Raw genomic sequence first — 13,405 nt, forward strand, 5'->3', positions numbered from 1 at the left:
ATATCTACAACGGGCCATACGCCCGGCCTCACGGCTTGCAGGGGAAAGGAGGAGACACGTCCATGCGATTCGACGTCGAATTGCTTCTGCTCGCGCTGGCGCCCGTCTTCCTGCTCTGCATCGCGTGGGAGGCCTGGCGCCTCGCCCGCACGCGCGCGCAGGACCACGTCTATGCGTGGCGCGACACGCTGTGCAATGCGGCGCTCGCGCTGATGCACCAGGGTGCCGACAAGCTCGCGTGGCTGTTCGTGATCCCCGTTTATGCGTACTGCTACGCACATTTCCGGCTGTTCACGTGGCACGACGGCTGGCTGTCGTTCGCCGTGCTGTTCGTCGGCCAGGACTTCCTCTACTACGTGTTCCACCGCGCGAGCCATCGCGTGCGCTGGCTGTGGGCCGCGCACGTCGTGCATCACTCGTCCGAGCGGATGAATTTCTCGACCGCGTTCCGGCAGAGCCTGATGTATCCCGTCGCGGGCATGTGGGCGTTCTGGCTGCCGCTCGCGTTCCTCGGCTTTGCGCCGCAGCAGATCGTCGGCGTCGTGCTGATCAACCTCGCGTTCCAGTTCTTCGTGCACACGCAGGCGATCGGCAAGCTCGGCTGGCTCGAATACGTGCTCAACACGCCGTCGATCCATCGCGCGCACCACGCACGCAACCCGCGCTACATCGACCGCAATTACGCAGGCGTGCTCGTGATCTGGGACCGCCTGTTCGGCAGCTACGTCGAGGAGTCGCCCGACGATCCGCCGCAATACGGAATCGTCGAGCCGCTGGGCTCGAACAACCCGCTCGTCGCGACGTTTCACGAGTGGGTGTCGATGGCGGCCGACGCGTTGCGCGTCCACGGATGGCGCAACAAGCTGCGCGCGATTTTCGGCCCGCCCGAATGGGCGAGCGCTTATCATGCACAGACCGCCGAGGCCGCAAATCATGATCCGCGCACCACGCCGCTTGCGGCCGTGCGCGACCAATAAACCGCTTCAGCCAACGGCCGCCGCGCAGCCAGTACCGGAGGAGACGCGCGGCAGATGCACAACACATCGGGCCATATCTACGAGGAGATCCATCGATGCAATCACGACAACACACCCCGTCGCGCAACCGTCAACGCCTGCTGCGCACCGCGCAGGTCGCGATCGCGGGCGCCGCGCTCGCCTTGCTCGCCGCGTGCGGCGGCGGTGACGACAACAACAACAGCGCGTCGAGCACGCCGCCGTCCGGCGTGAAGATGCAGATCGTGTCGTTCGGCGACAGCCTGTCGGATGCCGGTACCTACTCGCAGATCAAGCTCGGCTTCGGCGGCGGCCGCTTCACGACCAACCCCGGCCAGGTGTGGACGCAGGACGTCGCGCAGTACTACGGCGACACGCTGCAGCCCGCGAACCAGGGCGGCTTCGGCATTCCGCTGCAGGCCACGGGCGGCCTCGGCTACGCACAGGGCGGCTCGCGCGTGACGCTGCAGCCGGGCATCGGCCACGCGGACGCGAGCGTGCCGAACGCCGACTACGCGCAGGCGACCACGACGCCGATCGCCGATCAGGTCAAGCAGTACCTGACGCAGCACGGCAGCTTCAACGCCGGCCAGATCGTGCTGGTCAACGGCGGCGCGAACGACATCTTCTACCAGGCGCAGGTCGCGCAGGCGCAAGGCAACACGCCGGCCGCGCAACTCGCGGCGGCGCAGGCGATCGGCCTGGCAGCGCAGCAGCTCGGCGGGATCGTCCAGCAGATCGTCGCGGCGGGCGCGGCGCACGTGTACGTGTCGAACGTGCCGGACATCGGCGGCACGCCGCTCGCGCTGCAGGGCGGCGCGCAGACGCAGGCCGCGTTCACGCAACTGTCGGGGCTGTTCAACAAGACGCTCGCCGGCACGCTGGCCGCGCTGAAGGTCGACACGACGAAGGTCGCGCTGCTCGACACGTTCACGTGGCAGGACGGCATCGCGGCCAACTACCAGGCGAACGGCTTCAGCGTGTCGAACACCGACACCGGGTGCAACCTGAAGGCGATGGTCGCTGCCGCGACCCAGTACGGCGTCGCGAATGCGACCGCCTTCGGCTCGTCGCTGTTCTGCTCGCCGCAGACCTACACGGCCCCGAACGCGGACCAGACCTACATGTTCGCCGACACGGTCCACCCGACGACGCACCTGCACGCGCTGTTCGCACAGTTCGTGGAGAAGCAGATCGCGGCTTCGGGCGTCGGCAAGTAAGCGGCCGAGCGCCGCGCGCGCAAACGGAAACGCCCGACCGGTTCATTTCGCCGGTCGGGCGTTTTTCATTTCACGAGCGGATTCGGACGGCCGAATCAGTCGCGCGCCTCGAACGCCGCGGCCGCACGACCGAGACGATCGTTGACCGCGATCCATTCGACGGTCTCGGGCAGCTTCTCGACGAGGATGCGTGCGACCTGCGCACGGTCGAGCGCGCGCAGCATGCCGTACAGGTCGCGCGCATACGCCTGCGGATCTTCCGGCGCCGCGACGAAATGCACGCCGTCAGCCTGCGCCCAGCGTCCCGCGCGCGACGCGCGTGCGACGAGCGCGACGCGTTCGCCGTCGGTCTGCGCGGCCGCGAGCAGCGGCTCGAGCGCATCGAACGGCAGCAGCGCGAGCGGCGTGCGCGGCGCGTAATGCGCCTTCAGCGTGCCGGACGCGCGCGGCGCGGTCGCGTCGCTGCCGTCGGGCAGGCGCGGTGCGCGGCCGAGCACGTCGGCGATCTGTTGCGGCGTCACGTGGCCCGGGCGCAGCAGCGCCGGGAAACCGCGCGACAGGTCGAGAATCGTCGATTCGATGCCGACTTCGGACGCGCCGCCATCGAGCACGTGCACGGTGTCGCCGAATTCGTCGCGCACGTGCTGGGCGGTCGTCGGACTCACGTGGCCGAAGCGGTTCGCGGACGGCGCGGCGACGCCGCCATGGCCGCCGCGCCGCGCGCTGAACGCGGCCAGCAGCGCCTGCGCGACCGGATGCGACGGACAGCGCAGGCCGACCGAATCCTGGCCGCCGCTCACGGCGTCCGGAATGCGCGCATGGCGCTTCAGGATCAGCGTCAGCGGACCCGGCCAGAATGCATCGATCAGTGCCTGCGCATCGGCCGGAAGATTGTCGGCCCAATAGCCCGGATCGCCGCCGGGCGGCAGATGCACGATCACCGGATGGTTCGCCGGGCGCCCTTTCGCCGCATAGATGCGCGCGACGGCCTCGGGATTCGCCGCGTCGCCGCCGAGCCCGTACACGGTTTCGGTCGGGAAGGCGACGAGTTGCCCCGCGTCGAGCAGCGCGGCAGCCGCGTCGATCTGCGCGGGCGTCACGGAGTTCGGGAGATCGATGGCCATCGGCGGGTGCCTCAGTCGAGCGGCACGCGCAGCAGCTGCGCGCACGCGGTCGCGGCCGCAACGGCGTCGTCGCGCGTCTCGGCCGTGAAGTTCACGTGGCCCATCTTGCGGCCGACGCGCGCGTCTTCCTTGCCGTACAGGTGCAGGTGCGCGGCCGGCATCGCGGCGACCGTGTCCCACGGCGGCGTGACGGCATCGGCCGCCGCGCCGTTCGGGAACCACACGTCGCCGAGGATGTTCAGCATCGCGGCCGGCGAATGCTGGCGCGGGTTGCCGAGCGGCATGCGCGTCATCGCGCGCACCTGCTGCTCGAACTGGCTCGTGGCGCACGCATCGACCGTGTAGTGGCCGGAGTTGTGCGGGCGCGGCGCCATTTCGTTCGCGACGAACGAGCCGTCTTCCAGCACGAAGAATTCGACGCACAGCACGCCGACGTAGCCCAGCGTATCGGCGATCCGCACGGCCGCCTGCTGCGCTTCTTCGACGCGCGCGGCATCGGCGGCCGGCGCCGGCACGACGGTCAGCGCAAGGATGCCGTTGTGATGCACGTTCTGCGCAAGCGGGAACGCGGCCGAGCGGCCGTCCGCGCCGCGCGCGATCAGCGCGGACACTTCGTACTTCAGCGGCAGGCGCTTCTCCAGCACGCACGGCACGCCGCCGAGCGCCGCGTGCGCGTCGCGCGCTTCCCGCGCGGTGCTCACGCGCACCTGGCCCTTGCCGTCGTAGCCGAGGCGCGCCGTCTTCAGGATGCCCGGCAGCACCGCGTCGAGCGCGGCATCGTCGAGCGCGGCGAGTGCCGCCGCCGATTCGATCACGACGTGCGGTGCGACCGGCACGCCGGAGGCCTCGATGAAACGCTTCTCCGCGATCCGGTCCTGCGCGACCGCGACGCAGCGGCCGGCCGGTGCGACGAACGTCGTGCGCGCAAGAAAATCGAGGCTCGCGGCCGGCACGTTCTCGAATTCCGTCGATACGGCGTCGCACAGTCCGGCCAGTTCGGCGAGCGCGGCTTCGTCGTCGTAGGCCGCGCGCAGGTGGCGATCGGCAACCGTGCCGGCGGGGCTCGTCGGATCGGGATCGAGCACGGCGACGCGATAGCCCATCGACTGGGCGGCAAAGCAGAACATGCGGCCGAGCTGGCCGCCGCCGACCATGCCCAGCCACGCGCCGGGCAGGATCGGGGAAACGGAATCAGGAGTTGCGGTCATGTCAGTGGTCGGTCGCGGCGGGCGCTGCCCGCCGCAGTGGGGAGGGTCAGGCGGCCGCCGGAATGGCAGTGCGGCCGCCGGTGCGCCGTCATGCGAGCGGCGGCAGCACCATCGCGTGCGCGGCTTCGTTCTGGCGCACGCGGAACGCGGCGAGCTGGTTCGCGTAGTCGACCGACGTGACGGACAGGATCGACACCGCGAACAGCGCGGCATTCGCGGCGCCGGCCTCGCCGATCGCGAACGTCGCGACCGGCACGCCCTTCGGCATCTGCACGATCGAGTGCAGCGAATCGACACCCTTCAGGTACTTGCTCGCGACCGGCACGCCGAGCACCGGCACCGTGGTCTTCGCGGCCAGCATGCCGGGCAGGTGCGCGGCACCGCCGGCGCCCGCGATGATCGCGCGCAGCCCGCGCTCGCGCGCCTTCTCCGCATAGTCGAACATCTCGTCGGGCATCCGGTGCGCGGACACGACCTTCGCTTCGTACGGCACGCCGAATTCCTGCAGGATCGCTACCGCGTTCTTCATCACGTCCCAGTCGGAACTCGAACCCATCAACACGCCGACGAGCGGCGCGCTGTGCGTGTGGGCAGTCTGGACTTCACTCATTTCGGGCGTTCCTTGCGTCAGGCGAGCGGCTGGCCGGTGATGCGCTCGAGCGCTTCCTGGTACTTCGTGGCCGTCTTCTCGACGACGTCGGCCGGCAGCGCCGGTGCCGGCGCGGTCTTGCCCCACGGCTGCGCCTCGAGCCAGTCGCGCACGAACTGCTTGTCGAACGACGGCGGGTTGGTGCCGACCTGGTACTGGTCGGCCGGCCAGAAGCGCGACGAATCGGCCGTCAGCACTTCGTCCATCAGGTACAGCTTGCCGTGGTTGTCGAGGCCGAATTCGAACTTCGTGTCGGCGATGATGATGCCGCGCGTCGCCGCGTAGTCGGCCGCTTCCTTGTACAGGCGGATCGAGATGTCGCGGATCGTCGCGGCCAGCTCGGTGCCGATGCGGCGCTCGGTTTCCTCGAACGTGATGTTCTCGTCGTGCTCGCCGAGCTCGGCCTTCGCGGCCGGCGTGAAGATCGGCTCGGGCAGCTTCTGCGCGTTCTGCAGGCCTTCCGGCAGCTGCACGCCGCACACGGCGCCCGACGCCTGGTATTCCTTCCAGCCGCTGCCGGCGAGGTAGCCGCGCACGACCGCCTCGATCATGATCGGCTCGAGGCGCTTGACGACCACGCCGCGGCCCTTGACCTGCTCGACCTCGTCGGCCGCGACGACCGCTTCCGGCGCGTCGCCCGTCAGGTGGTTCGGCACGATGTGCGCGAGCTTGTCGAACCAGAAGTTCGCCATCTGGTTCAGCACGCGGCCCTTGTTCGGAATCGGCTCGCCCATGATCACGTCGAATGCCGACAGGCGATCGGTCGTGACGATCAGGAGCTTGTCGTTGCCGACCGCGTAGTTGTCGCGGACCTTGCCGCGACCGAGGAGCGGCAGCGAGCGGAGCGTGGATTCGTAAAGGGTAGACATCGTCTTTTCGCAGATAAGGAGCCAAACAAAAAGGGAAACGCCGTTCCCCGCGGCAGGCGGGAACGGCGGTCTTGCAATGCGTCGGCGAACCGGCGGGCGATCACGCCCGTCGGTTGCCGGCCGGCCCTCGTTCGGCCGGACGGAACGGCTGCCGGGGCCGGATCGGATCGGGCCCCGGGGCAGTCGGCTCCGGCCCGGCGGCAGAACCGGGCGGGGCAATCGTACTACAGTCTCAGCGCACGACCTGCGCAAGCGCGCCGGACTTGTACTGTTCGGCGATCTTGTCGAGCGACACCGGCTTGATCTTCGCGGCCTGGCCTTCGCAGCCGAACGCGAGGTAGCGGTCGACGCACACCTGCTTCGCCGCTTCGCGCGCGGGCTTCAGGTAGTCGCGCGGATCGAACTTGCCCGGGTTCTCGAACAGGTAGCGGCGGATCGCGCCGGTGATCGCGAGACGCAGGTCGGTGTCGATGTTGATCTTGCGCACGCCGTGCTTGATGCCTTCCTGGATTTCCTCGACCGGCACGCCGTAGGTTTCCTTCATGTCGCCGCCGAATTCGCGGATCTCGGCCAGCAGTTCCTGCGGCACCGACGACGAACCGTGCATCACCAGGTGCGTGTTCGGGATGCGTGCGTGGATTTCCTTGATGCGCTCGATCGACAGGATGTCGCCCGTCGGCTTCTTCGAGAACTTGTACGCGCCGTGCGACGTGCCGATCGCGATCGCGAGCGCGTCACACTGCGTGAGCTTGACGAAGTCGGCGGCCTGCTCCGGATCGGTCAGCAGCTGCTCGCGGGTCATCGTGCCTTCCGCGCCGTGGCCGTCTTCCTTGTCGCCCTTCATCGTCTCGAGCGAGCCGAGCACGCCGAGTTCGGCTTCGACCGTCACGCCGATCGAGTGCGCCATCTCGACGACCTTGCGCGACACGTCGACGTTGTATTCGTACGAGGCGACCGTCTTGCCGTCGGCTTCGAGCGAACCGTCCATCATCACGCTGGTGAAGCCGCTGCGGATCGCGCCCATGCAAACCGCCGGCGACTGGCCGTGGTCCTGGTGCATCACGACCGGGATGTGCGGATAGGATTCGACCGCTGCTTCGATCAGGTGGCGCAGGAACGGCTCGCCCGCGTACTTACGCGCGCCGGCCGATGCCTGCATGATCACGGGCGCGCCGACCTGGTCCGCCGCCGCCATGATCGCCTGGACCTGCTCCAGGTTGTTCACGTTGAAGGCCGGCAGGCCGTAACCGTGCTCTGCCGCGTGGTCCAGCAATTGACGCATTGATACGAGAGGCATTGTGGAACTCCTTGGAATGAAAACCGGTGCGCCCTGACGCCGGCGCGGCGCTCGCCCCCCGTCGAAACCGGGGCGGCACGGCGCGGCTGAGCGTCGAATAGCCGCATTTTATCGCGAAGCGCCTCCGATTCCGACCGCCCGGTGGCGCGTACTCGCATTTTGTTACCTTCGCACGGCACAATCCGGGCAAAAAACAGAAAAAAAGCCGCACCGGGGCATCGGACCCCGCGCGGCTTTCGTCAAAAAACGGTGCCCGATCAATTCGGGCGGCCGGGGGCCGGTCAGCGGACCGGCCCGGTGCACACCGGCGCTCAATAATGCTCGCCGACCCGCACGATCTTCAGCGTGTTGGTGCCGCCCGCCTGCCCCATCGGCTCGCCGACGGTCAGCACGACCATGTCGCCGTGCTGCACGTAGCCCTGCTTGACGACGATCTCGAGCGCCGCCTGCAGCGCCGAGTCACGGTCGCTGTTGAAGTCGACGTGCAGCGGCGTCACGTTGCGGTACAGCGCCATCGTGCGCTCGCTGCCGACGCGCGGCGTCAGCGCGAAGATCGGCACGTGCGTGTAGTGACGCGACATCCACAGCGCGGTCGCACCCGATTCGGTCAGCGCGACGATCGCCTTCGCACCCAGGTGATAGGCGGTAAACAGCGCGCCCATCGCGATCGACTGGTCGATCCGCGTGAACGTGCGGTCGAGGAAATCCTTGTCCAGTTCGACGTGCTCGGACTTCTCCGCCTCGACGCACACGGCCGCCATCGTCTCGATCGTGACGACCGGGTACTTGCCGGCGGCCGTCTCGGCCGACAGCATCACCGCGTCGGTGCCGTCGAGCACCGCGTTCGCGACGTCCGACACTTCCGCGCGGGTCGGCACGGGCGCGTGGATCATCGACTCCATCATCTGCGTCGCGGTGATCACGAGCTTGTTCGACTCGCGCGCCATCCGGATCATGCGCTTCTGCAGCGCCGGCACGGCCGCGTTGCCGACTTCCACCGCGAGGTCGCCGCGCGCGACCATGATGCCGTCGGACGCGTCGAGAATGCTCTGCAGCGCCGGAATCGCCTCCGCGCGTTCGATCTTCGCGATCATCTTCGGCTTGATGCCGTACGGCGCGCCCGCGATGTTCGCGAGCTGGCGCGCCATTTCCATGTCGGTCGCGTTCTTCGGGAACGACACCGCGACGAGATCCGCGCCGAGCGACATCGCCGTGCGGATGTCCTCCATGTCCTTCGCGGTCAGCGCGGGCGCCGACAGGCCGCCGCCCTGGCGGTTGATCCCCTTGTTGTTCGACAGCTCGCCGCCCACCTTGACGATCGTGTGGATCTCGTCGCCGAGCACGCGCTCGACGGTCAGCACGATCAGGCCGTCGTTCAGCAGCAGCAGGTCGCCCGGCTTCAGGTCGCGCGGCAGTTCCTTGTAGTCGAGGCCGACCCGCTCGTCGTTGCCGAGCTCGCAGCCTGCGTCGAGGATGAAGGCCTGGCCCGGCACGAGCGTCGTCTTGCCGTTCTCGAACTTGCCGACGCGGATCTTCGGGCCCTGGAGGTCGGCCATGATCGCGATCTCGCGGCCGACCTTGCGGGCGGCCTCGCGCACCATCTCGGCGCGCTGGCGGTGATCGTCGGCCGTACCGTGCGAAAAATTGAGCCGCACGACGTCGAGGCCCGCCTGCATCATCTGCAGCAGAATCTCCGGCGAACTGGAAGCCGGGCCGATCGTGGCGACTATCTTGGTGGCGCGCTGCATGAAACTCCTCATCTGGATCAAGGTGGATGCGCTGGGTGAAACGCTGCGAGAGCCGGAATCGGCGGGCCCAGCGGCGGCCGTTCCGGGGAGCGTGCCGGTGCTTGCGCCCGGCATCGCTTTGTTCTGAATCTCGTGGTGCTGCACGGCCGCGTCGCCGGCGGCCGCCGGTGCGCGCGGGGTCGAGTTCGCCCGCGCGGGCGCGCGTTTGCGCTTGCCCGCGCCGGCCGGCTGCTCCGCTTTCGCGGAGCGCGCGGCCCTCGTCACCCCTGCGCGCGCCGCCACGCTCAGGCCGCCCGCGTTTCGAGCACTTCCACTGCCGGCAGCTTCTTCCCCTCGAGGAACTCGAGGAAGGCGCCGCCGCCCGTCGAGATGTAGCTGACCTGGTCGTGGATGCCGTACTTCGCGATGGCCGCGAGCGTGTCGCCGCCGCCCGCGATCGAGAACGCGGACGATTTGGCGATGGCTTCGGCGAGCGTCTTGGTGCCGTTGCCGAACTGGTCGAACTCGAACACGCCGACCGGGCCGTTCCACACGATCGTGCCGGCCTTCTCGAGCTGGCTGGCGAGCGCGCGGGCCGTATCCGGGCCGATGTCGAGGATCATGTCGTCCGCTTCGATGTCGGCGACCTGCTTCACCGTGGCCGCGGCCGTCGGCGAGAATTCCTTGGCCGTCACGACGTCGGTCGGGATCGGCACCGACGCGCCGCGCTCGCGCGCTTCGTCGATGATCGCCTTCGCCTCGGCGACGAGATCGGCTTCCGCGAGCGACTTGCCGATCGACAGGCCGGCCGCGAGCATGAACGTGTTCGCGATGCCGCCGCCGACGATCAGCTGGTCGACCTTGCCGGCCAGCGACTTGAGAATGGTCAGCTTGGTGGACACCTTCGAACCGGCGACGATCGCGACCAGCGGACGCGCCGGGTTGCCGAGCGCCTTGCCGAGCGCGTCGAGTTCGGCGGCCAGCAGCGGGCCCGCGCACGCGACCGGCGCGTACTTCGCGATCCCGTGGGTGGTCGCTTCCGCGCGGTGCGCGGTGCCGAACGCGTCGTTCACGTACACGTCGCAGAGCTTCGCCATCTTCTGGGCGAGCTCGTCCGAATTCTTCTTCTCGCCCTTGTTCACGCGGCAGTTCTCGAGCAGCACGACCTGGCCCGGCGCGACGTTCACGCCGTTCTCGACCCAGTTCGAGACGAGCGGCACGTCGCGGCCGAGCAGTTCGGCGAGGCGCTTCGCGACCGGCGCGAGCGAGTCTTCCGGCTTGAATTCGCCTTCGGTCGGACGACCGAGGTGCGACGTGACCATCACGGCCGCGCCGGCGTCGAGCGCGGCCTGGATGGCCGGCACGGACGCGCGCACGCGCGTGTCTTCGGTGATGTTGCCGTGATCGTCCTGCGGGACGTTCAGGTCGGCGCGGATGAACACCCGCTTGCCGGCGAGCTGGCCGGCGGCGATCAGGTCGGTAAGACGCTTGACTTGGCTCATGTTGAACAGATTGAAGTAGTGGATGGGGAAAGGGGGTTCACGCTGGACGTGCGCGGGCTGCCGCGAAAGGGCGCCGGATGCGGCCGTGGCTGGCGGTTCGCATGACGCGCACGGGTAAAAAATCTCGAACGGGCATTCTAGCCGATCCATCCGGCAGACTGACCCGTGCGGCGGCGAATTCCGCCTATTTGGGATCGCGCGCGGCAAGCGACACATTGATGCAACGCAGCAATGCGTGTACGCCAGCGGCCGGTGCCCGGCCGGCCGGCGCGGCGATTCGTCAGAAGATCAGGCGCAGTACGGTGAAGACGAGCATCCCGACGATGATCGTACCGAGCATGCTGCGCCGCCACAAAAACCAGCCGAGGCCGGCGAGCGCCGCGTAGAACGGGTGATTGGACAGCGCGAACGACAGCCCGGCCGGCGTTTCGAGCACGTCGGGCAGCACGACCGCGACGAGCGCGGCGGCCGGCGCGTAGCGCAGCGCGCGCTGCGCGCGCTCGGGGAGCACGGTGCGTTCGCCGCCGAGCAGGAACAGCGCGCGCGTGACGGCCGTGACGACCGTCATCCCGACGATCACGATCCAGATTTCCGTCGCGCTCATTCGATTTCCTTTTCGTGCACGGTTTCGGTGCGGATGCGGCGCCAGTCGGCCCGTTCGACGAAGAAATCGGCCGTGCAGCCGGCCGCGAGCGCGGCCAGCACCGCGATCGGCAGCGCGAGCCGGTACGGCAGGTCGAACGCGATCAGCGACACGATACCCGCGACCGCGACGGCCGCGAGCGTCGAGCGGTTCGCAACCGCCGACACCATGATCGGGATCAGCGCGAGCGTACCGGCCAGCTCCAGCCCCCAACTCGCGGGAAAGACGCTCGCGAGCAGGATGCCGGCGAGCGACGACACCTGCCACGACGCCCAGCTCGCGAGCGCCATCCCCCAGAAATACGCCTCCTTGCCCGGCACGCGGCCGTATGCGAAACCCTGTTTCTGGAACAGCAGGTAGATCACGTCGCCGTTGAAATAGCCGATCGCGAGGCGCCGCCACAGCGGCAGGTAGGAAAAATGGGGCGCAAGCCCGGCGCTGAAGATCACGAAGCGCAGGTTGACCATCGCGGCCGTGAGCAGGACCGTCCAGATCGGCAGCTTCGCGGCGAGGAGCGGCAGCACCGCGAGCTGCGACGAGCCCGCGTAGACGAAGATCGACATCGCGCTCGCCTGCCCGAGCGTCATTACCGACTTGCTCATCGCGATGCCGGTGACGAGCCCCCAGGACAGGATCGCCATCAATGTCGGGGAATAGTCGCGCGCGCCCTGGATCAGCGCGAAGCGGTCGGTGGCGGACAATCGAGCGAGCATGGGAAAGCGGGCCGCGGCGGGCGGTTCGTCCGGGCTCCGGCTTCTCCTGCCGGCACGGCCCGTCGTTATTGGAATCGGTGCCGGACGATTATAGCCCCGGCCCTCGGCAGACCGACCGGATCGACACCAAATGACGCTAAAATAAGCGTCTTTCCGGCTCAACGCTGCACACACCCCGCAGCACCCCACCGCTTCCAGGAGAATCCTATGTCAATGGCCGACCGCGACGGCAAGATCTGGATGGACGGCAAGCTGATCGACTGGCGCGACGCCAAGATCCACGTCCTGACCCATACGCTGCACTACGGCATGGGCGTCTTCGAGGGCGTGCGCGCGTACAAGACGGCCGACGGCAGCACCGCGATCTTCCGTCTGCGCGAGCACACCAAACGTCTGCTGAATTCGGCGAAGATCTTCCAGATGGACGTGCCGTTCGACCGGGAAACGCTCGAAGCCGCGCAGCTCGAAGTCGTGCGCGAGAACAAGCTCGAGTCGTGCTACCTGCGCCCGATCATCTGGGTCGGCTCGGAAAAGCTCGGCGTGTCGGCGAAGGGCAACACGATCCACGTCGCGATCGCCGCCTGGCCGTGGGGCGCGTACCTCGGCGAGGAAGGCCTCGCGAAGGGCATCCGCGTGAAGACGTCGTCGTTCACGCGCCACCACGTGAACGTGTCGATGGTGCGCGCGAAGGCGTCGGGCTGGTACGTGAACTCGATCCTCGCGAACCAGGAAGCGACCGCCGACGGCTACGACGAAGCGCTGCTGCTCGACGTCGACGGCTACGTGTCGGAAGGCTCCGGCGAGAACTTCTTCCTCGTGAACAACGGCAAGCTGTACACGCCCGACCTGGCGTCGTGCCTCGACGGCATCACGCGCGACACGGTCATCACGCTCGCGAAGGACGCCGGCATCGAGGTGATCGAGAAGCGCATCACGCGCGACGAGGTCTACACGGCCGACGAAGCGTTCTTCACGGGCACGGCCGCCGAAGTCACGCCGATCCGCGAACTCGACAACCGCACGATCGGCAGCGGCGCGCGCGGCCCGGTCACGGAAAAGCTCCAGTCGGCGTTTTTCGATATCGTGTCGGGCAAGAACGCGAAGTACGCGCACTGGCTGACGAAGGTCTGAGTGCGCTGCGCCACCGACCGCCCCACAAAAGAGTGATAAAGAGAAAGTCTCATGAGTGAAATCAAGGAAATGCCGCTGGTCGAGCTGACGGCCAAGGATCTCCCCGCCTACTGCCCGAACCCGGCCATGGCGCGCTGGAGCGCGCACCCGCGCGTCTTCATCGACGTCTCGCACAGCGAGGCACGCTGCCCTTACTGCGGCACGCGCTACAAGCTGCGCGACGGCGAGGTGGTCAAGGGCCACTGAGCCCCCGGCCGGCCGGGCCCGCGGGCCCGCCGCTCGCGAGGCGGCGTAGCCGGGACCCCGGTGCGCCGCCCTTTTCCTGTT

General features: G+C 68.3%; 14 protein-coding genes. 5 read left to right on the top strand and 9 right to left on the bottom strand.

The features are described 5' to 3' along the window. Positions 1 to 62 precede the first annotated feature (62 nt). On the top strand, positions 63 to 977 hold the full coding sequence (locus U5771_RS01185) for a sterol desaturase family protein (protein ID WP_322022258.1): 915 nt from the start codon (positions 63 to 65) through the stop codon (positions 975 to 977). Positions 978 to 1,072: 95 nt separating this feature from the next. Further along, the gene (locus U5771_RS01190; protein ID WP_322022259.1) at positions 1,073 to 2,215 is read left to right on the top strand and encodes an SGNH/GDSL hydrolase family protein; all 1,143 of its coding nucleotides are present in this window, start codon (positions 1,073 to 1,075) and stop codon (positions 2,213 to 2,215) included. A gap of 95 nt (positions 2,216 to 2,310) precedes the next feature. Here U5771_RS01190 and U5771_RS01195 read toward each other — a convergent pair whose 3' ends face one another. The 6 genes from U5771_RS01195 to pyk form a co-directional block, all read right to left on the bottom strand. Next, a complete protein-coding gene (locus U5771_RS01195; RefSeq protein ID WP_322022260.1) occupies positions 2,311 to 3,339 on the bottom strand; it encodes an L-threonylcarbamoyladenylate synthase in 1,029 nt (342 codons plus the stop codon). 11 nt (positions 3,340 to 3,350) lie between these two features. Beyond that, positions 3,351 to 4,547 carry a 5-(carboxyamino)imidazole ribonucleotide synthase gene (locus tag U5771_RS01200; RefSeq protein ID WP_322022261.1) on the bottom strand — a complete coding sequence of 399 codons (1,197 nt, stop codon included), beginning with the start codon at positions 4,545 to 4,547 and terminating at the stop codon, positions 3,351 to 3,353. 88 nt (positions 4,548 to 4,635) lie between these two features. Beyond that, the gene (gene purE, locus U5771_RS01205; protein ID WP_322022262.1) at positions 4,636 to 5,157 is read right to left on the bottom strand and encodes a 5-(carboxyamino)imidazole ribonucleotide mutase; all 522 of its coding nucleotides are present in this window, start codon (positions 5,155 to 5,157) and stop codon (positions 4,636 to 4,638) included. Positions 5,158 to 5,174: 17 nt separating this feature from the next. Further along, the gene (locus U5771_RS01210; protein ID WP_322022263.1) at positions 5,175 to 6,065 is read right to left on the bottom strand and encodes a phosphoribosylaminoimidazolesuccinocarboxamide synthase; all 891 of its coding nucleotides are present in this window, start codon (positions 6,063 to 6,065) and stop codon (positions 5,175 to 5,177) included. A gap of 232 nt (positions 6,066 to 6,297) precedes the next feature. Then, positions 6,298 to 7,362, bottom strand: coding sequence for a class II fructose-bisphosphate aldolase (gene fba / locus U5771_RS01215; protein ID WP_322022264.1), 1,065 nt, complete (start codon positions 7,360 to 7,362; stop codon positions 6,298 to 6,300). A 311-nt stretch (positions 7,363 to 7,673) separates the two neighbouring features. After that, positions 7,674 to 9,110 (bottom strand): pyruvate kinase, encoded by a 1,437-nt coding sequence (pyk, locus tag U5771_RS01220; protein ID WP_059447904.1) that lies wholly within the window; start codon positions 9,108 to 9,110, stop codon positions 7,674 to 7,676. Between pyk and U5771_RS01225 the strand changes: the two genes are divergently transcribed. After that, a complete protein-coding gene (locus tag U5771_RS01225; protein WP_322022265.1) occupies positions 9,109 to 9,237 on the top strand; it encodes a hypothetical protein in 129 nt (42 codons plus the stop codon). The genes pyk and U5771_RS01225 overlap by 2 nt on opposite strands. Positions 9,238 to 9,394: 157 nt before the next feature. Here U5771_RS01225 and U5771_RS01230 read toward each other — a convergent pair whose 3' ends face one another. The 3 genes from U5771_RS01230 to U5771_RS01240 all read right to left on the bottom strand — a co-directional run bounded on the left by U5771_RS01230 (position 9,395) and on the right by U5771_RS01240 (position 11,947). After that, on the bottom strand, positions 9,395 to 10,591 hold the full coding sequence (locus tag U5771_RS01230; protein WP_059643076.1) for a phosphoglycerate kinase: 1,197 nt from the start codon (positions 10,589 to 10,591) through the stop codon (positions 9,395 to 9,397). 280 nt (positions 10,592 to 10,871) lie between these two features. After that, positions 10,872 to 11,195, bottom strand: coding sequence for an AzlD domain-containing protein (locus U5771_RS01235; protein ID WP_044844506.1), 324 nt, complete (start codon positions 11,193 to 11,195; stop codon positions 10,872 to 10,874). Beyond that, a complete protein-coding gene (locus U5771_RS01240; protein ID WP_322022266.1) occupies positions 11,192 to 11,947 on the bottom strand; it encodes an AzlC family ABC transporter permease in 756 nt (251 codons plus the stop codon). Before U5771_RS01240 ends, U5771_RS01235 begins: the two co-directional genes overlap by 4 nt. A 207-nt stretch (positions 11,948 to 12,154) precedes the next feature. On the opposite strand from U5771_RS01240, the gene U5771_RS01245 reads away from it, so the two are divergent. Continuing rightward, positions 12,155 to 13,078 (top strand): branched-chain amino acid transaminase, encoded by a 924-nt coding sequence (locus U5771_RS01245; protein WP_131946669.1) that lies wholly within the window; start codon positions 12,155 to 12,157, stop codon positions 13,076 to 13,078. 51 nt (positions 13,079 to 13,129) lie between these two features. Then, positions 13,130 to 13,324 carry a zinc-finger domain-containing protein gene (locus tag U5771_RS01250; RefSeq protein WP_322022267.1) on the top strand — a complete coding sequence of 65 codons (195 nt, stop codon included), beginning with the start codon at positions 13,130 to 13,132 and terminating at the stop codon, positions 13,322 to 13,324. The last annotated feature ends 81 nt before the right edge of the window (positions 13,325 to 13,405 follow it).

It is taken from the genome of Burkholderia sp. BCC1977 (genome assembly GCF_905339595.1).
Taxonomy (GTDB): domain Bacteria; phylum Pseudomonadota; class Gammaproteobacteria; order Burkholderiales; family Burkholderiaceae; genus Burkholderia.

What these genes read in the sequence shown, in the direction of transcription:
- U5771_RS01185 (WP_322022258.1), top strand. Translation starts at nt 63, where the DNA reads ATGCGATTCGACGTCGAATTGCTTCTGCTCGCGCTGGCGCCCGTCTTC.
- fba (WP_322022264.1), bottom strand. Translation starts at nt 7,362, where the DNA reads ATGCCTCTCGTATCAATGCGTCAATTGCTGGACCACGCGGCAGAGCAC.
- U5771_RS01235 (WP_044844506.1), bottom strand. Translation starts at nt 11,195, where the DNA reads ATGAGCGCGACGGAAATCTGGATCGTGATCGTCGGGATGACGGTCGTC.
- U5771_RS01210 (WP_322022263.1), bottom strand. Translation starts at nt 6,065, where the DNA reads ATGTCTACCCTTTACGAATCCACGCTCCGCTCGCTGCCGCTCCTCGGT.
- U5771_RS01195 (WP_322022260.1), bottom strand. Translation starts at nt 3,339, where the DNA reads ATGGCCATCGATCTCCCGAACTCCGTGACGCCCGCGCAGATCGACGCG.
- purE (WP_322022262.1), bottom strand. Translation starts at nt 5,157, where the DNA reads ATGAGTGAAGTCCAGACTGCCCACACGCACAGCGCGCCGCTCGTCGGC.
- U5771_RS01225 (WP_322022265.1), top strand. Translation starts at nt 9,109, where the DNA reads ATGAAACTCCTCATCTGGATCAAGGTGGATGCGCTGGGTGAAACGCTG.
- U5771_RS01230 (WP_059643076.1), bottom strand. Translation starts at nt 10,591, where the DNA reads ATGAGCCAAGTCAAGCGTCTTACCGACCTGATCGCCGCCGGCCAGCTC.
- U5771_RS01240 (WP_322022266.1), bottom strand. Translation starts at nt 11,947, where the DNA reads ATGCTCGCTCGATTGTCCGCCACCGACCGCTTCGCGCTGATCCAGGGC.
- U5771_RS01245 (WP_131946669.1), top strand. Translation starts at nt 12,155, where the DNA reads ATGTCAATGGCCGACCGCGACGGCAAGATCTGGATGGACGGCAAGCTG.
- U5771_RS01190 (WP_322022259.1), top strand. Translation starts at nt 1,073, where the DNA reads ATGCAATCACGACAACACACCCCGTCGCGCAACCGTCAACGCCTGCTG.
- pyk (WP_059447904.1), bottom strand. Translation starts at nt 9,110, where the DNA reads ATGCAGCGCGCCACCAAGATAGTCGCCACGATCGGCCCGGCTTCCAGT.
- U5771_RS01200 (WP_322022261.1), bottom strand. Translation starts at nt 4,547, where the DNA reads ATGACCGCAACTCCTGATTCCGTTTCCCCGATCCTGCCCGGCGCGTGG.
- U5771_RS01250 (WP_322022267.1), top strand. Translation starts at nt 13,130, where the DNA reads ATGAGTGAAATCAAGGAAATGCCGCTGGTCGAGCTGACGGCCAAGGAT.